22 protein-coding genes and 1 pseudogene are annotated in these 19,922 nt (G+C 37.9%); 17 read left to right on the top strand and 6 right to left on the bottom strand.

What is annotated here, in order from left to right:
• Positions 1–55: 55 nt before the first annotated feature.
• A complete protein-coding gene (locus H0184_RS19280; protein WP_221827648.1) occupies positions 56–1,033 on the top strand; it encodes an L-threonine 3-dehydrogenase in 978 nt (325 codons plus the stop codon).
• 246 nt (positions 1,034–1,279) lie between these two features.
• Here the strand turns inward: H0184_RS19280 and selD are convergent, their stop codons facing one another.
• The gene (gene selD / locus H0184_RS19275) at positions 1,280–2,332 is read right to left on the bottom strand and encodes a selenide, water dikinase SelD (RefSeq protein WP_221827647.1); all 1,053 of its coding nucleotides are present in this window, start codon (positions 2,330–2,332) and stop codon (positions 1,280–1,282) included.
• Positions 2,333–2,540: 208 nt separating this feature from the next.
• Between selD and H0184_RS19270 the strand changes: the two are divergent.
• Positions 2,541–2,726: pseudogene (locus H0184_RS19270) on the top strand (Rdx family protein); the annotation flags it as partial.
• Positions 2,727–2,824: 98 nt separating this feature from the next.
• Here the strand turns inward: H0184_RS19270 and H0184_RS19265 are convergent.
• The gene (locus tag H0184_RS19265) at positions 2,825–3,217 is read right to left on the bottom strand and encodes an Hsp20/alpha crystallin family protein (RefSeq protein WP_221827646.1); all 393 of its coding nucleotides are present in this window, start codon (positions 3,215–3,217) and stop codon (positions 2,825–2,827) included.
• A gap of 96 nt (positions 3,218–3,313) precedes the next feature.
• On the opposite strand from H0184_RS19265, the gene selA reads away from it, so the two are divergent.
• On the top strand, positions 3,314–4,720 hold the full coding sequence (gene selA, locus H0184_RS19260) for an L-seryl-tRNA(Sec) selenium transferase (protein WP_221827645.1): 1,407 nt from the start codon (positions 3,314–3,316) through the stop codon (positions 4,718–4,720).
• A gap of 73 nt (positions 4,721–4,793) precedes the next feature.
• Here selA and H0184_RS19255 read toward each other — a convergent pair whose 3' ends face one another.
• Positions 4,794–4,934, bottom strand: coding sequence for a small acid-soluble spore protein P (locus H0184_RS19255; protein WP_063254270.1), 141 nt, complete (start codon positions 4,932–4,934; stop codon positions 4,794–4,796).
• 115 nt (positions 4,935–5,049) lie between these two features.
• Between H0184_RS19255 and H0184_RS19250 the strand changes: the two genes are divergently transcribed.
• On the top strand, positions 5,050–5,319 hold the full coding sequence (locus H0184_RS19250; RefSeq protein WP_221827644.1) for a hypothetical protein: 270 nt from the start codon (positions 5,050–5,052) through the stop codon (positions 5,317–5,319).
• Positions 5,320–5,366: 47 nt separating this feature from the next.
• On the opposite strand, the gene sspO is transcribed toward H0184_RS19250, so the two are convergent.
• On the bottom strand, positions 5,367–5,516 hold the full coding sequence (gene sspO / locus H0184_RS19245) for a small acid-soluble spore protein O (RefSeq protein ID WP_192652158.1): 150 nt from the start codon (positions 5,514–5,516) through the stop codon (positions 5,367–5,369).
• Positions 5,517–5,871: 355 nt separating this feature from the next.
• Between sspO and acnA the strand changes: the two genes are divergently transcribed.
• The 13 genes from acnA (at position 5,872) to H0184_RS19180 (ending at position 18,733) form a co-directional block, all read left to right on the top strand.
• Positions 5,872–8,583, top strand: a complete 2,712-nt coding sequence (gene acnA, locus H0184_RS19240) for an aconitate hydratase AcnA (protein WP_221827643.1) — start codon at positions 5,872–5,874, stop codon at positions 8,581–8,583.
• 109 nt (positions 8,584–8,692) lie between these two features.
• Complete coding sequence (locus tag H0184_RS19235; RefSeq protein ID WP_221827642.1) at positions 8,693–9,058, top strand: DnaJ family domain-containing protein; 366 nt, start codon at positions 8,693–8,695, stop codon at positions 9,056–9,058.
• A gap of 26 nt (positions 9,059–9,084) precedes the next feature.
• Positions 9,085–10,050, top strand: a complete 966-nt coding sequence (locus H0184_RS19230; RefSeq protein ID WP_221827641.1) for a phosphotransferase enzyme family protein — start codon at positions 9,085–9,087, stop codon at positions 10,048–10,050.
• A gap of 258 nt (positions 10,051–10,308) precedes the next feature.
• Positions 10,309–12,018: a ribosomal protection-like ABC-F family protein gene (gene abc-f / locus H0184_RS19225; protein WP_221827640.1), complete on the top strand. Its 1,710-nt coding sequence runs from the start codon at positions 10,309–10,311 to the stop codon at positions 12,016–12,018.
• A gap of 220 nt (positions 12,019–12,238) precedes the next feature.
• The gene (locus H0184_RS19220) at positions 12,239–13,027 is read left to right on the top strand and encodes a class II aldolase/adducin family protein (RefSeq protein WP_221827639.1); all 789 of its coding nucleotides are present in this window, start codon (positions 12,239–12,241) and stop codon (positions 13,025–13,027) included.
• A gap of 138 nt (positions 13,028–13,165) precedes the next feature.
• Positions 13,166–13,699, top strand: coding sequence for a redoxin domain-containing protein (locus H0184_RS19215; protein WP_221827638.1), 534 nt, complete (start codon positions 13,166–13,168; stop codon positions 13,697–13,699).
• A 154-nt stretch (positions 13,700–13,853) separates the two neighbouring features.
• The gene (locus H0184_RS19210) at positions 13,854–13,985 is read left to right on the top strand and encodes an FbpB family small basic protein (RefSeq protein ID WP_090764428.1); all 132 of its coding nucleotides are present in this window, start codon (positions 13,854–13,856) and stop codon (positions 13,983–13,985) included.
• 73 nt (positions 13,986–14,058) lie between these two features.
• Entirely contained in the window at positions 14,059–14,202 is a 144-nt protein-coding gene (locus H0184_RS19205; RefSeq protein WP_221827637.1) for an acid-soluble spore protein N, read from the top strand.
• A gap of 139 nt (positions 14,203–14,341) precedes the next feature.
• Positions 14,342–14,557 carry a small acid-soluble spore protein Tlp gene (gene tlp / locus H0184_RS19200; RefSeq protein WP_221827636.1) on the top strand — a complete coding sequence of 72 codons (216 nt, stop codon included), beginning with the start codon at positions 14,342–14,344 and terminating at the stop codon, positions 14,555–14,557.
• 120 nt (positions 14,558–14,677) lie between these two features.
• Complete coding sequence (locus tag H0184_RS19195) at positions 14,678–17,008, top strand: AAA family ATPase (RefSeq protein WP_221827635.1); 2,331 nt, start codon at positions 14,678–14,680, stop codon at positions 17,006–17,008.
• Between the two features lie 30 nt (positions 17,009–17,038).
• Positions 17,039–17,467 carry an acyl-CoA thioesterase gene (locus H0184_RS19190; RefSeq protein ID WP_221827634.1) on the top strand — a complete coding sequence of 143 codons (429 nt, stop codon included), beginning with the start codon at positions 17,039–17,041 and terminating at the stop codon, positions 17,465–17,467.
• A 24-nt stretch (positions 17,468–17,491) separates the two neighbouring features.
• A complete protein-coding gene (locus H0184_RS19185; protein WP_221827633.1) occupies positions 17,492–17,782 on the top strand; it encodes a hypothetical protein in 291 nt (96 codons plus the stop codon).
• Between the two features lie 18 nt (positions 17,783–17,800).
• Positions 17,801–18,733 (top strand): Gfo/Idh/MocA family protein, encoded by a 933-nt coding sequence (locus H0184_RS19180; RefSeq protein WP_221827632.1) that lies wholly within the window; start codon positions 17,801–17,803, stop codon positions 18,731–18,733.
• 29 nt (positions 18,734–18,762) lie between these two features.
• Here the strand turns inward: H0184_RS19180 and H0184_RS19175 are convergent, their stop codons facing one another.
• Both H0184_RS19175 and H0184_RS19170 read right to left on the bottom strand, forming a co-directional pair.
• Positions 18,763–19,056 (bottom strand): HesB/YadR/YfhF family protein, encoded by a 294-nt coding sequence (locus H0184_RS19175; protein WP_221827631.1) that lies wholly within the window; start codon positions 19,054–19,056, stop codon positions 18,763–18,765.
• Between the two features lie 70 nt (positions 19,057–19,126).
• Positions 19,127–19,882, bottom strand: coding sequence for a CPBP family intramembrane glutamic endopeptidase (locus H0184_RS19170; protein ID WP_221827630.1), 756 nt, complete (start codon positions 19,880–19,882; stop codon positions 19,127–19,129).
• Between the last annotated feature and the right edge of the window lie 40 nt (positions 19,883–19,922).

Below are 19,922 nucleotides of genomic sequence, written 5' to 3'. Positions count from 1 at the left end.
TAGAAACCCTTCAGTGGGCAAGAATTTATGACACAAGTGAAGAGGACGGAGAAGAATGAAACGGATATTAATAACAGGTGCATTAGGTCAAATCGGTTCTGAACTTACGATGAAGTTACGGGAAACGTATGGTACTGATAATGTAATTGCTACTGATATTAAAAAGAATGACAGTGAAGCAGCACAGAGCGGCCCCTTCGAAGTTGTTGACGTAACTGACTTGAAAAGAATGGGTGAAGTTGCAAAAAAATATAAAGTTGATACCGTTATGCACTTAGCCGCATTATTGTCTGCTACAGCCGAGGCTAGACCCGTCTTAGCCTGGAATTTAAATATGGGCGGTTTAATGAATGCCCTGGAAACTGCAAGAGAACTTAATGCGCAATTTTTTACACCAAGTTCCATTGGTGCTTTTGGCCCTTCAACACCAAAAGATAGCACTCCACAGGACACGATTATGCGTCCCACTACGATGTATGGAGTGAATAAGGTAGCTGGCGAGCTCTTAAGCGATTATTATTATCATAAATTCGGAGTCGACACCAGGGGTCTACGTTTCCCAGGCTTAATCTCCCATGTTGCACTGCCTGGCGGGGGAACAACCGATTACGCGGTTGAAATATACTATGAAGCCATCAAGACTGGCAAATATACTTCCTATATCGACAAAGGGACTTACATGGATATGATGTATATGCCTGATGCCCTTAATGCCATTATCGATTTAATGGAGGCGGACCCATGTAAGCTTATTCACCGTAACTCGTTTAATGTAACGGCGATGAGCTTTGACCCAGAAGAAATTGCGAACGAGATTAAGAAGCATATACCTGGTTTTGAGCTGACGTATCAAGTTGATCCTGTTCGTCAAAGAATTGCTGACAGCTGGCCAAATTCCATTGATGCGATTGCCGCAGAAGAAGAGTGGGGCTTTAAGTTCGAATATGACTTAGCGAAAATGACACAAGACATGATTAGTAAACTAACAAATAAATTAACCATGAATAAAACCAACGCGAGCGGGATCCAATAATTATACTAATAGATGGCCTATTTATTGGGTCATCTTTTTTTATGTTTACATATGAAAGGTTAATCCTTCGAATTTGTAGAACCTGTACACTTTTTTGTATAAAGTGTACGGTTCTTTGTAAAAACTGTACACTTTTTTGTATAAACTGTATGGTTCTTTGTAAAAACTGTACACTATTTTGTATAAACTGTACGGTTTTGTAAAACATCAACTATAGAAAAAAACAGCGTAGCAAATGCTGCGCTGTTATCTTTTTGCATAAATTAATTTTTCTTTCTTTTCCGTAACTCTGCCAACAATAGCTGCATGAGGTTTTCCAGCTGAATGTAGGTTGTCCACATATTGGACAGCTTCTGCTTCACTCATGGAAACGAGCAGCCCTCCAGAAGTGATTGCATCACATAGAATTAGCTGTTCTTCAGGAAGCAAGGAGTCATATTCAACATCTTCGAGTATCCATTTGTGATTTGACTTTGAACCACCTGGAACCACTCCGTCTCTTGCTAACTCTACTGCACCTTCAAGAATTGGAACCTTTGAATAGGAAATTTCAAAGCTTACATCACTGCCCCGAGCCATCTCACTGCTGTGCCCTAACAATCCAAATCCTGTTACATCCGTTACAGCATGAGGATGATAGTTTGTTAACACTTCAGCAGCAGTTTTATTTAACTCAGCCATTGTTTCTGTGACAATTTGTTCTTGCTGAGGTGTTACCACACTCCGCTTAATACCAGTAGTGATGATACCAACGCCAATCGGCTTGGTTAAAACCAAAACATCACCAGGCTTGGCACCAACATTTTTCCAAACCTTGTCAGGATGAACAATTCCCGTCACAGAGAGTCCAAATTTAGGCTCTTGGTCATCAATGGAATGGCCTCCAACGGTCAGCGCTCCAGCTTCCTTTACTTTATCTGCTGCACCGCGGAGAATATCAGAAAGCATCTGGGCTCCAAGTTTCTTTATTGGAAAACCGACAATATTTAATACTGTTTTCGGTTCTCCACCCATTGCATAAACATCACTTAATGCATTTGCAGCGGTAATCTGTCCAAACATATATGGGTCATCCACGATTGGGGTAAAATAATCAACCGTTTGAATAAGGGCAATAGAGTCAGTTAACTGATAAACACCCGCATCATCTGACGTTTCATGTCCCACTAATAATTCTGGAACAGGTTCTTGCTTAGGTAATAAGCGCAAAACTTGCGCTAGGTCCTCAGGACCAATTTTACAGCCTCAACCAGCTTTAGTTGATAAAGAGGTTAGGCGAATTTTCTCTTGCTCACTCATTAGATCCACCTCCATTAATTAGTATAACTGTTTCCACTAAAAATCGCACACACTAGGGTAGAAGCAAAAGATTTGCATGGAATATTTCCATACGATAAAATATTTTTACTATAGTGATGTAGGAAATTAGGACAAATGAGTTGGAGGACTAACAATGAATATATATCAAGTAACTGTTGAATTTTGCATGCAATGAAACTACGCACCAAAAGCCGCGAGTCTCGCGGAAGAACTGTTTACACACTTTAACCGAAAGATTGGAAAAATGGAATTAATTCCTGTTTCAGGCGGAGCATTTGAAGTAACTGTCAATGGGGAAAAGATCTATTCCAAGCTAGATACCGGTGTATTTCCTGACACTGAGGATATCATTAATAAAATTTCAGAAAAATAAAAAACACCCTCATATCAAATCAGATATGAGGGTGTTTTGTTTTATATAATCACATTATGTTAACTGTATACAAAAAAATCATGCCATAAGCTATAACCTTAAGGCAGTGTTATATAGCAATTTTTCCCTAAGCCTTTTTCAGACTTTGAAATAAGGACCTCTAAAATTCCATTAATATAATGCGCCATTACTTTTTGGTTAATCACTTGAAAGGGGAACTGGATAGTACGGACTTTTTTTAGTTCATTAGAGGGAGTGGAAGATTTAACAGCAGTTATAACAAGCTTATTATCCTCTATAAAAACCTTTATATCCGAGCTGTTATACTCGTTAAGTAATGCCTCAACGATCCATTCTTGATCTGTTTCATATAAATCTATTCGAAATTGAGTCAGATCGTCCTGCGAAGTAAGAGGATCAAGGCAGTAGTTTTCTAACCACTTTTCCACAAGGTCAAAATCAATTGGCTGTAAATTTTTTTTAGATTTCATAACTATCCCCCTTGCTCGGTTTATATTATTCATTCAGAATGAAAATGTGAAATGATATAATAGGAATAAAGTAGGAATAGTAAAGGAGTTTTTGTAGTGAAAGAATGGTTACGTTCAATTCCTGCTGTACATGAATTGCAAAATCATGCACAGTTTGAAGCTCTTCTAATCGAGAATCGTCTTGATGCTTCCCAGCTGACAAAACAGGTTAAGGAAGCGCTCGACCATATTAGGCATTTATTATTAAAAGGAGACTGGACTGGAGCAACTCCAGATACCAATCAATTTATTGAAGAAATTTTTCAACTGGTACAAGTTAATATAAAGAAACAATATTCCTATACCCTAGAAAGAGTTATTAATGCAACAGGAACTATCCTGCATACCAATCTCGGAAGAGCTAGACTTAGTCATCATGCTATACAGCATGTTGTGGAGACAGCACAAAACTACTCAAACCTAGAATATAAACTTATTGAAGGTGAGCGCGGCTCAAGACACAGCCATGTAGAGGCCCTCATTAAAGAAATAACGGGTGCAGAGGCAGCAATGGTTGTTAATAACAATGCTGCCGCGGTATATCTGATATTAAGAGCGCTTGCAGAAAATAAAGAAGTCATTGTATCAAGAGGTCAGTTAGTAGAAATCGGCGGTTCGTTCCGTATTTCTTCAATTATGGAAGAAAGTGGAGCGAAGTTAGTCGAAGTCGGTACAACAAATAAAACTCATTTATATGATTATGAAAAAGCACTTAATCCTGAAACGGCGATTATCATGAAAGTACATACAAGTAATTTCAAAGTGATTGGATTTACTAAATCTGTGGAAACCGAAGATTTAATAAAGCTATCCAATCAAACACAAGACGTTATTTTTTATGAAGATCTAGGCAGTGGTGCACTCTTTGATTTTAGAAAACATGGAATCGGCGATGAACCAGTAGTGAGAGAGGTCATTGAAATGGGTGCGGATATTGTAACCTTTAGTGGGGATAAACTGTTAGGCGGACCTCAAGCTGGGATCATTGCTGGTAAAAAGAAATTCATTGATACCCTAAAAAGACATCAATTAGCACGAGTAGTCCGGGTTGATAAAATGACATTAGCGGCACTAGAAGGTACATTAATTGATTATGCACGAGGAGAACAAGGTGTACAAAATATTCCCACAATCCGTGATTTATTAGTTACTCTCGATGAATTAGACGCAAGATCGAAGAAGTTTGTTACAAACTTGTTACAAGCGACAGAACATTTCCAGGCGAAAATATTCCCAGATACAAGTCAAGTAGGAGGGGGTACGATGCCGGATGTAGGGCTTCCAACCATGGTCATTTCTCTTAAACATCTTACTCTTACTGCCGAAAAGGTAGGAAGAAAATTGAGAACAGAAAGTAAGCCAGCCATCATCGGACGAATTCAAAAGGATGAATTTATCATCGACTTAAGAACTGTTACAGAGGAAGAAGAAAAGCTTTTACTTCAAGCCTTAATCCAATTATAAATCGAACCCCCTCTTCGGTCTAGAGGGGGTTCGAACTATTTATATGGTTCCAAGTAATCACTTGTTTAACCAGTTACATATCGTGATGCGACTTACTTTTTTGGCGTGTATGGTTGCGGTTTTTCACTTTTTTCGATCCGCTTAATGGCTCAGGCTGACCAGATATCTTCGGTTGATTTCTTCTCATATCCTTGCCGTCATTTTTGTTCACCATTTTTCATCCCTCCTATAATGTTAGGATGGTATGCTGAAGAGTTTTTATGCTGAATAATTTGTTATTCCGCTGTGCAATTTAACGTTATAAACGATTGAGGGGAGTGAAACAGTCAATGCAGCAATATCCATACAATAAAGACAAACAACAGGCTTTTCAAGCTGCTCAGCAAGGATATGAAGAGGCACAAGGGCTTGCGGCAACTATTATTAGTGATAGTGCAAGTTACGGCCATCAATTGAAGCATTTAAAAGAAGAAGTGAATGAAGCCTACCAACAAATTGAAAATGCGCTGGAAGTAGCTTCCGAACACCAAAGAGCACAACTTGAGCGTTTTCAGCAAGATTTGCAGAGCATAGTCGCAGAAGTAAATCTTCCAGAATAAACAAGTTAAAAAAGCAGGGGACATGGAGCTCCTGCTTTTTAACTGTATTATTGATTCTTTTTTCGTTTCTTATTGTTCATTTTTTCTTTTATTGTTAATGGTTCATTCGCCATTTCTTCATTGTAACCTGCGCCTTGCCCCTGACCTTTAGCAGCATTCGCTCCAGGGATTACATGATTAGACTTTCTTCGTTGCACACCATTCACCTCCTAGGAGAATTCTGTTGAATTCTCTTTCGATAATGATAATATTACCTTTTTAGAGAAAATAAATGACAACAAAAAAGTTTTTTGAGATAATAAATCTGCACACAATTCTAATCATTATGAAATCCAGTTACACGTTCTTATAAGATTTTTCTAAATATTATGAACACTTTACATAAAAAACATAAGGAAAACTTATCAAGTACAATAACTTTCTTGTTATTTACTTATGTAGAAGGTTGTATTAAGATTAGAATTGTGAGAAAAGTAGGAATGGATATGAATATTCAAACTTTTCGACTTTTCGTTAATTTAGTTAATGTATGACGAATGAGGGGGCTTTACAATGGTGAAAAATGACGTATTTAACGCACGAACTTCTTTTGAAGTTAACGGTAAACGCTACCACTATTACCGCTTAAGTGCACTTGAAGAGGCTGGAATCGGCAAGGTTTCAAACCTGCCATATTCCGTAAAAGTATTACTTGAATCAGTGCTCCGCCAATACGATGGCCGTGTTATCGGAAAAGAGCACGTTGAAAACTTAGCAAAATGGGGAACAGATGAGCTTAAAGAAGTGGACGTTCCATTCAAGCCATCTCGTGTAATCCTGCAAGACTTCACAGGAGTTCCAGCAGTAGTTGACCTTGCTTCTTTAAGAAAAGCAATGGCAGACCTTGGCGGGGATCCAGATAAAATTAATCCAGAGAAAACAGTTGACCTTGTAATCGACCACTCTGTACAGGTTGATGCATACGGTTCAGCAGACTCATTGCGAGTAAACATGGATTTTGAATTTGAACGTAATGCGGAGCGTTACCAGTTCCTAAGCTGGGCTCAAAAATCATTCAATAACTATCGTGCAGTGCCGCCTGCTACAGGTATCGTGCACCAAGTTAACCTTGAGTACTTAGCAGATGTTGTTCATGTAGCAGAAACTGCTGATGGTGAATTAGAAGCATATCCAGATACATTAGTTGGTACTGACTCCCATACAACCATGATCAATGGTCTTGGTGTTCTTGGATGGGGTGTTGGCGGTATTGAAGCAGAAGCTGGAATGCTTGGTCAGCCTTCATACTTCCCGGTACCTGAAGTAGTCGGAGTTAAGTTAACAGGCGAGCTGCCAAACGGTGCTACTGCAACAGACTTAGCTTTAAAAGTAACACAGGTTCTTCGCAGCAAAGGTGTAGTTGGCAAATTTGTTGAATTCTTTGGTCCTGGAGTATCTGTACTTCCACTAGCAGACCGTGCAACGATTGCTAACATGGCTCCTGAATATGGTGCTACATGTGGATTCTTCCCAATTGATGATGAATCTCTTGCATATATGCGTTTAACTGGCCGTGAGGAAGAACAAATCAATGTGGTAGAACAATACTGCAAAGCAAATGGATTATTCTTTGATCCAGCTTTAGAGCCAGTTTATACAAATGTTGTTGAAATTGACCTTTCAGTTATTGAAGCGAATCTTTCAGGTCCTAAGCGTCCACAAGATTTGATTCCACTTTCTAAAATGAAAGAAGAATTTGTTAAGGCAGTTTCTGCACCACAAGGAAACCAAGGCTTCGGCTTACAAGCAGATGAGCTTGAAAAGTCAGCTGTGGTTAATTTCCAAAATGGTGATGAAACAACCATTAAAACAGGTGCAGTTGCAATTGCTTCTATTACTAGCTGTACAAACACTTCTAACCCATACGTATTAGTAGGTGCTGGACTTGTAGCGAAAAAAGCTGTTGAACTAGGCATGGAAGTTCCAAAGTTCGTTAAAACTTCTTTGGCACCAGGTTCAAAGGTTGTTACTGGATACCTTCGTGATTCCGGATTACTTCCTTATTTAGAAGAAATTGGCTTCAACCTTGTAGGTTACGGCTGTACAACTTGTATCGGTAACTCCGGTCCATTAAAAGAAGAAATTGAAAAAACAATCGCTGAAAACGATCTATTAGTTACATCCGTACTTTCAGGTAACCGTAACTTTGAAGGACGTATTCACCCGCTTGTAAAAGGTAACTACCTTGCTTCACCACCACTAGTAGTTGCTTATGCTTTAGCTGGTACTGTTAACATTGACTTTGCTTCTGAAGCAATTGGTAAAGATAAAGATGGAAACGATGTATTCTTCAAGGATATCTGGCCAACAACTGCTGAAGTAAATGATGTTGTTAAGCGCACAGTAACTCCTGAACTATTCCGCAGAGAGTATGCGAATGTGTTCGGTGATAACGAACGTTGGAACGATATCAAAACTAGCAATGAGCCATTGTATACTTGGGATGAGGATTCCACTTACATTGCAAACCCACCATTCTTTGAAGGTTTATCACCTGAGCCAGGTACAGTTGAGCCTTTGACTAACCTACGTGTAGTAGCGAAGTTTGGGGATTCTGTAACAACTGACCATATTTCACCTGCAGGAGCAATTGGTAAGAACACTCCAGCTGGTAAGTATCTGCTTGAAAAAGGTGTTCAGCCGCGTGACTTTAACTCATACGGGTCTCGTCGTGGTAACCACGAAGTCATGATGCGTGGAACTTTTGCAAACATTCGTATTCGTAACCAAATCGCACCAGGCACAGAAGGCGGAGTAACCACTTACTGGCCAACAGGCGAAGTAACACCGATTTATGATGCTTGTATGAAATACAAAGAAAACGGCACTGGCTTAATTGTTCTTGCTGGTAAAGATTACGGAATGGGTTCTTCACGTGACTGGGCTGCGAAAGGTACAAACCTTCTAGGCATTAAGACAGTACTTGCTGAAAGCTTCGAGCGTATCCACCGTTCAAACCTTGTGTTAATGGGCGTTCTTCCACTTCAATTTAAAGATGGCGAAAGTGCTGAAACACTTGGTTTAACGGGTAAAGAAACAATCGATGTTCAAGTGGATGAGAACGTTAAACCACGTGACTTCCTAAAAGTTACTGCTACTGATGAAGCTGGCAACAAGAAAGAATTTGAAGTACTTGTTCGCTTCGATTCTGAAGTTGAAATTGATTACTACCGTCATGGCGGTATCCTTCCAATGGTACTTCGCGAAAAATTACAAGAAGCTTAATGTCCAAACCACCATGCTCACTTTGCATGGTGGTTTTTTACAGCTGATAACAACATATATTTTTGGGAAGAATAAATTATTTACTTGTGGAGCAAAGGGTGGTAGGTAAATGGATTTTTCAAAAATTGCTGAAGATAAAATTAAGGACGCAATAAAGAAGAATGATCTCGACAATCTCCCTGGAATGGGGCAGCCGCTGGAATTAAAAGATGACTTTCCCGGAATGTCCGATGAATGGAAAATGGCATACCGCGTATTAAAAAATGCGGGCTATTCACCTGATGAAGTAAAAAATGAAATTTTTAGAATTGAAGAATTATTGGAAAATTCAACAGATGAAGACGAGAAAAAACGTCTTCAAGCGAAACTGGGAAAAAAACGAATGGAAATGGAGAGGCTGCTGGAAAAGAGAGGAACAACCACCAATTCTCGTTTTGGGAGCTATGCGGATAAAATTTATAAAAAATTAAAATAAGAGTTCATTACGAAAGAGAGAGAAAAATGATTACGGAAAAGATTTTACCTTTATATGGGTTTACGGAGGGTGAACTAGTTCCAATAAATGATGGCTTTCATAATACCGTCTATTCCCTTGGTAATCTCATATTCAGACTTTCACCATCCAGCAGACGGAAGAAAGAGGATATTTTAAATGAATTGGAATTTATAAAGGATTTATGGAAGAAAGCTGTTCCGGTATCGATGCCTGTAAAATCTATTCGTGGGAATTTCGTTGAGACAGTAGGCAATCAATATTTTTTAGTGGTATTTGAAAAAGCCAAGGGAATACCCATTGATGTCACCAATCTTGATATATGGAACAAAGAACTCTATTATTATTGGGGAAATTTAATGGGGAAGATGCATAATGCAGGGAAAAACATTGAGCTAAACAGACCTAGGTGGACCGTAAACCAACCGGATTTATTAAATCTTCTCCCAAGGATTACTTCAGAACCTATAGCAGAAAAGTATAAACAACATTTAAAGCATTTATTTGCGTTCCCACTAACGTCTGATTTATTCGGGCTTATCCATAATGATTTTCACCAAGGGAATTTATTTGTAGATAAAGGCAGGCTGACACTTTTTGATTTTGATGATAGTGCCTATCATTGGTTTGCCTATGACATAGCCACTTCCTTTTATCATGCCTATTGGCAAGCTTCCTCTTTTACATCAGAAAACACCCAATTTAGCAGGGAATTCTGGGAACATTTCTTACGAGGTTATCAGAAGGAACACAAAATTAGCAAAGAACTCATTCAGCAAATACCAATCTTTTTAAAAATCAGGGAGATCTTTTTATATACATTATTTTTGGAGAAATGGGATTTGTTAAACTTACAGGATTGGCAGGAGTATACTCTTATTGATTTAAAAAATAATATTGAGCGTGGAAAGCCGTATTCAGATGTTAATTTTGCGGAAATCATTGACAAATTGGTTTACGGTAAAATAAAATAAACATAACAAACGCAAAGGAATGGTAAAGAGGAATGAAGTTATAATCTTATTTTTTCAGCACATTTATTCGAATAACGAAAAATGGTGAACCTGAAGAATAGGATTAGTCTATCCTTTTTTAGTCCTCTACGTTTATATTACAATGAAAATCATCGTTAACTTAGGCCTTTTTAGGTTTATTAACGTATGCTTTTTTATTAATGTGTAAACTACATGACTTAAACACTCTCTTCAGGTTCAATGGAAGGGAGTTTTTTTATGAACAAAAGTAATTTTTCAATAATAAAAGTAACTGGATTGGAGATGAACTTTAATCTTCGAAAAATCCTAGACAATATTTCTTTTGATATAAAAAATGGCGAAAGGATTGGTCTCGTAGGGTATAACGGCACCGGAAAAACGACATTAGCCAATATCCTTACTGGAAAACTCACCCCTGATAAGGGTTTTGTTGAAAAATCACCGGAATTAAAGATTGGTTATCTGACACAATCGATAGATTACGAAGGCAGTGAATTTCAACAATCTCTATCTTCTGAGGGACAAATCTTGCAGCACTCCAGTGAGTTAGGGCTAAAAAAGGTGTATGAATGGGAAGAGAAGCGTTTAAACCATTTAAGCGGTGGTGAGAAGTTGAAACTTGCCTTATCTAATGTGTGGGCTTCCAAGCCCGGATTCTTAATTCTAGATGAGCCTACGAACCATCTTGATTTTAAAGGGATAGAATGGTTAATTGAAGAGTTGGAGAAATTTACGGGTCCAGTATTAATCATATCTCACGATCGTCATTTCTTAGATAAGACAGTAACCAGGATATTTGAAATAGTGAATACTAAGCTTAACTTTTATACTGGGAACTACAGTGATTACCAGAAAGAAAAGAAGCATCGAACAGAAACCCAAATGCACCATTTCGAGGTACAACAGCGTAAAAAAGAAGACATTGAGATGCAAATGGAGCAATTAACTGCATGGTCTGATAAGGCTCACAGGACCTCAACAAAGCAAGGCAGAGATTATGGTAATAAGGAATATCACCGGGTAAAAGCAAAGAATCGTGATAAGCAAGTGAAGTCGAAAATGAAGCGACTGCAGAGTGAGCTTGAAAAAAACAAGGTTGAAAAACCTCTAGAAGAGACAAAGGTTAAATTTCAATTTGATTCGAAAGGGAATAGAGGAAAAAGGATTATTGAGGCGAAGGGTCTAACAAAGTCTTTTGAAGAAAGATCCCTTTTCAGCGGAAGTCACTTTTATATAAATCATGGAGAACGTATAGGCTTATTAGGAGAAAATGGCAGTGGTAAAACGACTTTGATTAAAATGCTGCTTGGCGAAACATCCATTTCTAATGGAGAGCTGTGGAAAAGTGATTCTTTAAAGATTGCTTACCTCAGTCAGGATGTTGATAATTTACCCGAAGATAGAACCGCTTTAGAGGCATTAGGGTTTACAGACCGTGAAAATATACTTCGCGCCCGAACCTTATTTGCCAATCTCGGATTAAAGGAGCAGTTCATTACAAAGCCAATTGGGACTTTGAGCCTTGGAGAGAGAACACGCGTGAAACTAGTCGACATGCTAATGAGAGAATATGATGTTCTTATTTTAGATGAGCCCACCAATCATTTAGACTTACCTAGCAGAGAAGAGCTTGAAAAGACGCTTAGTGAATTTAATGGCACCATCATAACCGTTTCTCACGATTACTATTTCTTAAATAAGCTATGTGATAAGCTCCTTGTATTCGATAACCAAAGGATAAAGCGTGTGGAAATGAAGCCTGAAGAATACTTTCAGAAAGAACAGACTGCAGAACCTGCTGAAAAAAAAGAAACATTAATGATTATCGAAAACAGAATTGCGACCATTTTAGGAGAACTATCCTTAATTGATCAAAAGAACCCAAAATACAACGAATTAGATAGTGAATTCAACGAATTGCTGAAGCAAAAAAGAAAATTACTATAATAACAATAAGATAGCCCCCTCGAGAAGGGGGCTATTTTTTATTTCAACTACTATGATTGCTGTATATCAGCGTAAAATCAAACATATCCGCGAAGTTAATAGGAACAAATTTTCATAACATTGCGTTAATATCTAACTAAGCATAAATCTCTAATATCAATAAGATTAAGGGTATACTATGTGAAACAATTGTTTTCGCAAAACGGAAAGCAGGGTTTATATGATTATCGAGATTAAATATAAAAAACTTATTTGTGATATTGGAAAACGTGTTTATGAAAAAGGCTTTGTTGCAGCTAATGTCGGAAATATCTCCGTCCGTATTGATGAAAATGAGTTTTTGATTACGCCAACAGGAGTAAGTAAAGGGTTCCTAACTACCGATATGATTATTAAAGTTGATGGCGAAGGAAACGTACTTGAAGGCGAGTATAAACCATCTTCTGAAATGACAATGCATTTGCTTGTCTATCAGGAACGTCCTGATGTTCATGCGGTGCTGCATGTCCATCCGCCATATGCAACAGCCTTTGCAATTGCGGGGATACCTTTAGACCAGGCCATAATGCCTGAAGCAGTCGTATCGTTAGGGACGATTCCATTAGCAAAATATGGAACACCATCAACAGATGAGGTACCGAAAGCCGTCAAATCACATGTTTATGATCATCAGGGTGTATTATTAGAAAACCATGGGGCTTTAACCTGGGGCAAGGATTTATTGCATACTTATTACTTAATGGAATCATTAGAGTTCACCGCAAAAATTAATTGGATTTCCAGACAATTAAGAGGTGACCGAGAACTCTCAAAGGAGAATGTTGCTAAGCTCATTGATATAAAAAACATGTTGGGACTTGATGGCGTATCACCATTAGGCGTAGATGTACCTAAAGGCTATAATGCAAAGCGAGTGACACCCACAAACGAACAGACCTTATCTGAAAGGGATATTGACATCATTGTAGACCGTGTGACAACCAGTGTCTTTAATGCCTTAAATAAGTAACTTTATTTGCTTTTCTAGTATACTTTTACTAAACTGTTTGTAAATTGTCACATATTTGGCATACACAACTTTCATTTCAACTTACTTTATAGTGTAAAATCAATGTAGTACATTATTGAATCAAGGGGGTTCGGGGGTATGGTAAAAAAAGTCATCGCTGCTGTTGTACTTATAGCCTTACTTGGAGTTGCAATTGTGCAGGCTATGGACAAAAAGGCTGAACCCGAGAACGTAAGTCAAGAAGCGGCTAATATGGGTGGTTTAAAAGTGGGGGCAAAAGCTCCTGATTTTGAATTAAAAACATTAACGGGGGAGACCGTTAAACTTTCGGATTTAAAAGGAAAAAAAGTAATGCTCAATTTCTGGGCAACTTGGTGTCCACCATGTAAAGCTGAAATGCCAGCTATGGAAGAATTTCATAAAGAAGTTGGGGACGAAGTTGTTATATTAGCGGTAAATATTGATCCTCATTTGGATGTTCAAGCTTTTGTTGACGAAAATGGGATTACCTTTCCTATACCTTTAGATGCCGAGGATAAAGTAAACGAAACCTACCAAGTACTTTCCATTCCTACGACGTATTTTATTGATACAAAAGGGAATATCGGAAATAAGTTTATCGGGGCTATGAGTCTTGATGCAATGAAACAATATACAAAGGATCTAAATTAGACATTGGATGAAAAAATCCGATGTCTTTTTTTATACTACGGACACTTTAAAGCTTTAACGCATTATTTTCTTATAATTTTCAAAAAGTTGTAATAATTGCAACCGTTTCCGGGCATAATAACTGTTAGAATAGGAAATAAGGAAGGTGATATACATGAGAAAGCCTAGAAAACGTTCCTTTGCAGAATTGGTATCTGAAAATAAAAGTCAACTTTTAAAAGATAGAGCTGCGATGGAGAAAATTGAATTACGCCTTGAAGAAAAACGCCTTGGAAAAGCTGAATAAATAAACTCACATAGATTACCAATCATGTTCCTCCTTTAAAGCGGACAAAATGTAAAAGAGGAGGGATGTTAATATGAGTAATCCAAAACACAGTCAACAAGGCTTCAGCGAAGATCATCTTGGAACTAAGTCCAAGAACTTTGGTGGAAACAAAGGTAAAAAATATCAAGATAAATCTGGTAAACATGCTCAAGTCATGCAAACCAAAGGTGAATAAGTTATATGGTAAAGACCCGTCAGGCATGTGCCACCGGGTCTTTTTGTTTTAAGTCTAACAAAATTTCTCTGTGATATTTTTTTCACTTCGTAACAAACTATATCTGTAGTAACCCTGATAATACCAAGGAGGAATTGTGATGACTTATAACAACAAACCAAAACCAGATGACCGCAGTGATAATGTTGAAAAGCTCCAATCCATGATTCATGATACAATTGAAAACATTGAAGCTGCTGAGGAATCTCTTGCATTTACAAACAGCGAAACACAGCGCCAGCAAATTGCGGCGAAAAACGAAAGACGTCGTGAAAGTATCGAATCCTTCCGCTCCGAAATAAAGGATGAAGTTTAACATAGAGGTAATTAGGACCTGTTCATTTTGTACAGGTCCTTTTTATTTGAGCCTTGAATTTCGTTTGTTTGAACAGGTTATGGTAAGATAAAAGGGAAATTTTGAAGAAGAAGTGATCCTATGATAAGACAACAAACCAATCAAAACATTCCCTCTGTAGAACGTATAGAACAGTGGGAAACAGAGTTAAATGAAAAAGGACAAATTGCCAATGAAAATGAGCTGTTAACTGCCATACGCTTTGAGTCTAACTCTGTATTGCTTTCAAGGTTGTTAACAGTTGCTGCACTTTCACGGTTAAATCGTAAAAGTAATGATTCATTAGCTCTAGCTTGGCTTCATAAAGCATTGGAATTATTCCCTGATAATGAGAAAGCAAAGTCGTATTTTATCCAATACGATTGGAAAAAGAAGAAAGATATCTTTGATGTTCTTACCTTTCCGGCTATTCGGGAAACAGATAACAGGACAGCAAAGAAAAAGGTTGCAGAACAATACATACAAATTTGCCAAAGTTTCTTAGCAGAAGCAGATGATCATGTAGAGGATCTTACTGAAAAGATGAAACTTGCGGAATCCTTGAAAGACATTTCACTTTCTCAACAATATAAAAAACTTGCTGTTTTGCTTTCTGATTCAATTGATATCACTGGCAGCCTTCTAAAAGCTGCTGAGGAGTATGAAGAATCGATTAAGGGAGTATTTCACACTGCCACCTATTTTGATGAGCTTAAAGTCCATCTATCGGGTCTAGAAGAAATAAAACAAAGCTGGGAGAAGCTTTTTATTGTCGAAGAAGATTTCAAGCAAGATTCTGACAATGCACTAGAACAGCTTAATGAAATGATCGGGATGGAAATTGTCAAAAAGAGAGTCAATAATTTTTATCAGTTTTTAAAATACCAAAGAGATCGGAAAGAGCTTGGATTTCAAACAAAAGATGAACTTAGCCTAAATATGGTATTGACAGGGAATCCCGGCACAGGAAAAACAACCATTGCCCGTTTATTAGCTAAAATTTATCACGAACTTGAGGTACTGCCGCGGCCAGAAGTGATTGAGACGGACAGATCACAGTTAGTAGGTGCCTTTGTCGGCCAGACAGAGGAAAATGTCAGAGCGGTGGTTGAAAAAGCTATTGGTGGTGTCCTATTTATTGATGAAGCCTATAGTTTAAAAAGAGAAGGGCAAACGGGAAACGATTACGGTCAAACAGCGGTTGATACCCTTGTTTCGCTAATGACCGGTAAGGAATATGGCGGGAAATTCGCCGTTATTTTAGCGGGATATCCTGATGAAATGCGTGTCTTTTTAGATGCAAATCCAGGATTAAGAAGCCGATTCCCTCAATCTAACCTCATTCATTTACCTAATTACTCCAATGAGGAATTAATCAATATTGCAGAAAAAATTGCTTCAGAAAATGATTACATCCTGACAGAAGAAGCAAAGGTAGAAATTAACCATCTTCTTGATCAGCAGCGTGTAGACGATACCTTTGGTAATGCGAGGTCTGTTCGAAATATTGTGTTAGACGCGATTTTTAAAAAAGGATCAGATCATCCGATATCAAATGAAGATATTCTTACCTATACCATTTTGGATAAAACTGACTTTGAGGCAGAAAAGACCGAGCAGCGGGAATCGCCTTTTGAGAAATTAGAACGCTTAATTGGATTGACAGAGTTAAAAGGAGAAATGGAGTCTCTTGTCTCCTTTGTAAAAATGCAGCAGTTTCGGAAGGAAAAAGGACTTCCTGCCGTACCTATACAGCTTCATTCGGTTTTCACCGGTAATCCAGGGACTGGGAAGACAACAGTGGCGAAGATATATGCAGAGCTCCTAAGGGAATGCGGTATGTTAAAAAGGGGTCATTTAATCGTGGCAAGCAGAGCCGATTTTGTAGCGGGATATGTCGGTCAAACAGCAGGAAAAACGAAGAAAAAGATTCGAGAAGCACTTGGAGGAGTTTTATTTATTGATGAAGCCTATTCACTATTAAGCCAAACTGCTGGTGATTTCGGTAAAGAGGTAGTAGATACCTTGGTTGATGAAATGACGAAACATAACGAAAATCTGGTAGTTGTCCTTGCGGGATATCCAAACGAAATGGACCAGCTGTTGGAGAGCAATCCAGGTCTCCGTTCGAGATTTAAGAAATTCTTTTTATTCCCTGATTATTCTCCTGAAGAGCTGCTTGCGATTATTGAGGCATATGTAGAAGGCTACCAATACAACTTAAGTGAAGATGCTAGAGCCCGATTGAGGCAGAGTATAGAAAGCAATACATTCCAAGGAAATGGCAGATTTGCAACCAATTTAGCGGATGAAATGATTCAAGCACAAGCCATGAGGCTGATGGGAGACACAAAAGAAGAAGATTTATTAGATAAAGCCCTTCATATAGAAGGCGAAGATGTGGAAAAAGCGCTTAAAAAGATGACGCTTTAAGATTCATTGATAAGAAAAGGGGAGTAAGCAATGGACAACGTTTTTATTTCAACTAGAGAAATTCAACTTTTATACGCAGACACGGACATGATGGGAGTTATCTATCATGCAAACTATTTGAAATATTTTGAACTCGGAAGAAGCGGCTTAATCGAGGATTTGGGTTATAGTTATCTAGATATGGAGAATGCAGGCTATTTTGCACCCGTATATGACATCCAAGCAACCTATAAGAAACCGTTACGTTATGGCGATAGAGGATTTGTAAATACGTGGATTGAAAAAAATGATGGAATTAAAACGATTTACGGGTATTCCATTACAAATGGAGATAAGGAAGTTTGTGCAGAAGGAACATCGACTCATATTGTTGTCAAAAAGGATACCTTTCGACCGATTGCATTTAAAAAGGCCTTCCCTGAATGGTTCCTTAAGTATGAAGAAATTAAGAAAAAGTAATGGAATGACCTTTGGGGTGACGATATGGCTTTTGGAATCAAAAAACAGGAAGTACGAGAGTGGAAGCAAAAAATTGATGGCGGGGAAATCGCATTTCTAACCCATTATTGGTTAGATGACCGCTTCCCAGGCTCCAAGACTGTAACCAAGGTAGGCTGCCATGATCTTGAAAAGCTTGCTGAATGGGGAAGGAAATATGGGTTAAAAAAAGAATGGATTCACCACCGCCGAGATGGCTATTCCCATTTTGATCTAATTGGAGATAGGCAAAAAGAAATCCTGCTTAGTGAAGGATTACATCATCATATTTGGTGAAATAGGGGGAATAAAACGATGTTAAAGCTTGGAATCATCGGACTTGGGGATATTGCGAAAAAAGCTTATCTGCCTGTTGTAGGAAGTCTGGCTGATGTGGAGTTCCATTTATACACTAGAAATACTGAGGTTTTAACTGAAATCAGTAATAAATATCGGTTTCCTTACACTCACACTAGTCTGTCTTCTATCATAAAGAGCGGAATAAAAGGAGCATTTGTCCATTCATCGACTGAATCCCATGATCACATTGTGAGAGAGCTTTTAAATAATGGGATACATGTTTATGTGGACAAGCCTATAACCTATCACTTGGGGACTACCAAGGAACTGGTAGAACTCGCTGAAAGTAAAGGACTTATCTTAATGACAGGATTTAATAGGCGGTTTGCACCTTTTTATCGGTCCATATCAGAAATTGACAAACCAAATATGATTATTCTCCAAAAGAACCGTCATGACCTTCCAGGTGATATTCGGTCATTTGTTTATGATGATTTTATTCACGTTTTAGATACGGTACGTTACCTGTTTAAAAGCGATATTCAGGATGTTATCGTTCATGGAAGAGTAAGAAGTGGAATCCTTTATCATGTGGTTGTTCAATTTATCTCTAGAGATATGACAGGTCTGGCGATTATGAATCGTGACAGTGGCGCAGTTGAAGAAAAGTTAGAAGTAATGGGAACAAATGAGAAAAGGGTCGTTCAAGACCTAGATAAATTGACAATTTATCGTAACCAGTCAGAAACTTCATTCTCCTTTAACAACTGGGATTCTACCTTGTTTAAAAGAGGATTTGAACAGATAATTGAGGAGTTTATCAGCGCCGTACGTTATGATAGCCTTCCATCTGTGACTGCCCGCGATTCGTTACAGACACATGAAATATGTGAGCTGGTTGTCCAACAGCTCAGAAAGCAAGAATTAGAAAAAGCACACACGAAATGAGTACCATTCATGTGTGCTTTTTTAGTTGATTAGGATTTTTTATAATCTAATACAGGTTCGTCATATTTTACATGGTATGTAACAACTAGATCATGTTCATCGAAGTACCATAAATCTTTTTCTTCAACATAAAAGGTAATCCCGTCTTCAGTAGTCTTTGCACCAATATCATTGGGTTCATCACTAGAAATGCCAAGTGAAAACCCTTTTTGTACGGGACTATATCCGCCGTACCGTACATAGAAACGGACAAAATCACCTGTATTTAAACTGAGTTCTTTTTTATACCATGCTGCTGCCTCACTGCTGATTTGGATTTTCATTTGTATCTCCTTTCAAAATGCCTATGGTAGTAGTATATAATAAAGCACACACAAATATCGATGAAGTTGCTTAAATAGGCAGCCGCAGCCAGCCATTTAGAAAAATGAAAAGCAGTACCAATATATGAGCAAAGATAGATGGCAAAATGCTTTTATATTTAGTTGTTAAATAGGCAAGTAAGAACCCTAAAGTTAGATACAATAGAAAAACTCCGAGAGAATAACCAAATATGGTTGTATTTTGTGCAAATGCTATACCCGATATAAGAATAGCCATTTTTTCATTCGTAATTTTTATCAATTGGGTTAATAGAATGCCCCTCCATATAATCTCCTGCAGGAAAACATGTATAAAAACAAATAAAATAAGAGGGAGGTAAATTCTAAAACTAATTGTAAAACTTATTAGAAGGAAACTCCCAATAATCATGCACAAAAAAATATAGAGAATTTTTTTGTTAGCAAAACTTTCAGTTAGTTCTGGCATATAAAAAAAGAAACTAATTCTTTTATTAAATTGCCTGATCACATATACCATTGTTAGGGCTGGGATGCTCAACATTAACTGACTTAGGATAGCCCCATAATATGGCATTAGCTGGAATCCCTCGATAAATTTATCAATATAAAACAATACGAAATTTCCACCAAAAAAAGAAATCATTACCCATACGAACAATCGATTTTCTTCCCTAAGGAAGGCCACCAGCAGTAATAAACCTAGAAGAATCCAAGAGAACAGACTATAATAATTTCTCGTAAAAAGATAGATGAGGACGATAAACAATAGAGATAAAAAGGTACCTTGATATTGTTTTTGGTTCATTTGAAACACCCTTCCAACGTAAGCGTGTAAAAGGCCCCGT

The sequence above is a fragment of the Neobacillus niacini genome (assembly GCF_019749295.1).
In the GTDB taxonomy this organism is placed as follows: Bacteria; Bacillota; Bacilli; order Bacillales; family Cytobacillaceae; genus Neobacillus; species Neobacillus niacini_D.
The sequence above is the reverse complement of the archived record's forward strand: the minus strand, read 5'-3'. Positions and strand labels throughout refer to the sequence as shown.

What these genes read in the sequence shown, in the direction of transcription:
- H0184_RS19280 (WP_221827648.1), top strand. Translation starts at nt 56, where the DNA reads ATGAAACGGATATTAATAACAGGTGCATTAGGTCAAATCGGTTCTGAA.
- H0184_RS19265 (WP_221827646.1), bottom strand. Translation starts at nt 3,217, where the DNA reads ATGAAATCTAAAAAAAATTTACAGCCAATTGATTTTGACCTTGTGGAA.
- H0184_RS19255 (WP_063254270.1), bottom strand. Translation starts at nt 4,934, where the DNA reads ATGGTGAACAAAAATGACGGCAAGGATATGAGAAGAAATCAACCGAAG.
- H0184_RS19250 (WP_221827644.1), top strand. Translation starts at nt 5,050, where the DNA reads ATGCAGCAATATCCATACAATAAAGACAAACAACAGGCTTTTCAAGCT.
- acnA (WP_221827643.1), top strand. Translation starts at nt 5,872, where the DNA reads ATGGTGAAAAATGACGTATTTAACGCACGAACTTCTTTTGAAGTTAAC.
- H0184_RS19235 (WP_221827642.1), top strand. Translation starts at nt 8,693, where the DNA reads ATGGATTTTTCAAAAATTGCTGAAGATAAAATTAAGGACGCAATAAAG.
- H0184_RS19230 (WP_221827641.1), top strand. Translation starts at nt 9,085, where the DNA reads ATGATTACGGAAAAGATTTTACCTTTATATGGGTTTACGGAGGGTGAA.
- abc-f (WP_221827640.1), top strand. Translation starts at nt 10,309, where the DNA reads ATGAACAAAAGTAATTTTTCAATAATAAAAGTAACTGGATTGGAGATG.
- H0184_RS19220 (WP_221827639.1), top strand. Translation starts at nt 12,239, where the DNA reads ATGATTATCGAGATTAAATATAAAAAACTTATTTGTGATATTGGAAAA.
- H0184_RS19215 (WP_221827638.1), top strand. Translation starts at nt 13,166, where the DNA reads ATGGTAAAAAAAGTCATCGCTGCTGTTGTACTTATAGCCTTACTTGGA.
- H0184_RS19210 (WP_090764428.1), top strand. Translation starts at nt 13,854, where the DNA reads ATGAGAAAGCCTAGAAAACGTTCCTTTGCAGAATTGGTATCTGAAAAT.
- H0184_RS19205 (WP_221827637.1), top strand. Translation starts at nt 14,059, where the DNA reads ATGAGTAATCCAAAACACAGTCAACAAGGCTTCAGCGAAGATCATCTT.
- tlp (WP_221827636.1), top strand. Translation starts at nt 14,342, where the DNA reads ATGACTTATAACAACAAACCAAAACCAGATGACCGCAGTGATAATGTT.
- H0184_RS19195 (WP_221827635.1), top strand. Translation starts at nt 14,678, where the DNA reads ATGATAAGACAACAAACCAATCAAAACATTCCCTCTGTAGAACGTATA.
- H0184_RS19190 (WP_221827634.1), top strand. Translation starts at nt 17,039, where the DNA reads ATGGACAACGTTTTTATTTCAACTAGAGAAATTCAACTTTTATACGCA.
- H0184_RS19185 (WP_221827633.1), top strand. Translation starts at nt 17,492, where the DNA reads ATGGCTTTTGGAATCAAAAAACAGGAAGTACGAGAGTGGAAGCAAAAA.
- H0184_RS19180 (WP_221827632.1), top strand. Translation starts at nt 17,801, where the DNA reads ATGTTAAAGCTTGGAATCATCGGACTTGGGGATATTGCGAAAAAAGCT.
- H0184_RS19175 (WP_221827631.1), bottom strand. Translation starts at nt 19,056, where the DNA reads ATGAAAATCCAAATCAGCAGTGAGGCAGCAGCATGGTATAAAAAAGAA.
- H0184_RS19170 (WP_221827630.1), bottom strand. Translation starts at nt 19,882, where the DNA reads ATGAACCAAAAACAATATCAAGGTACCTTTTTATCTCTATTGTTTATC.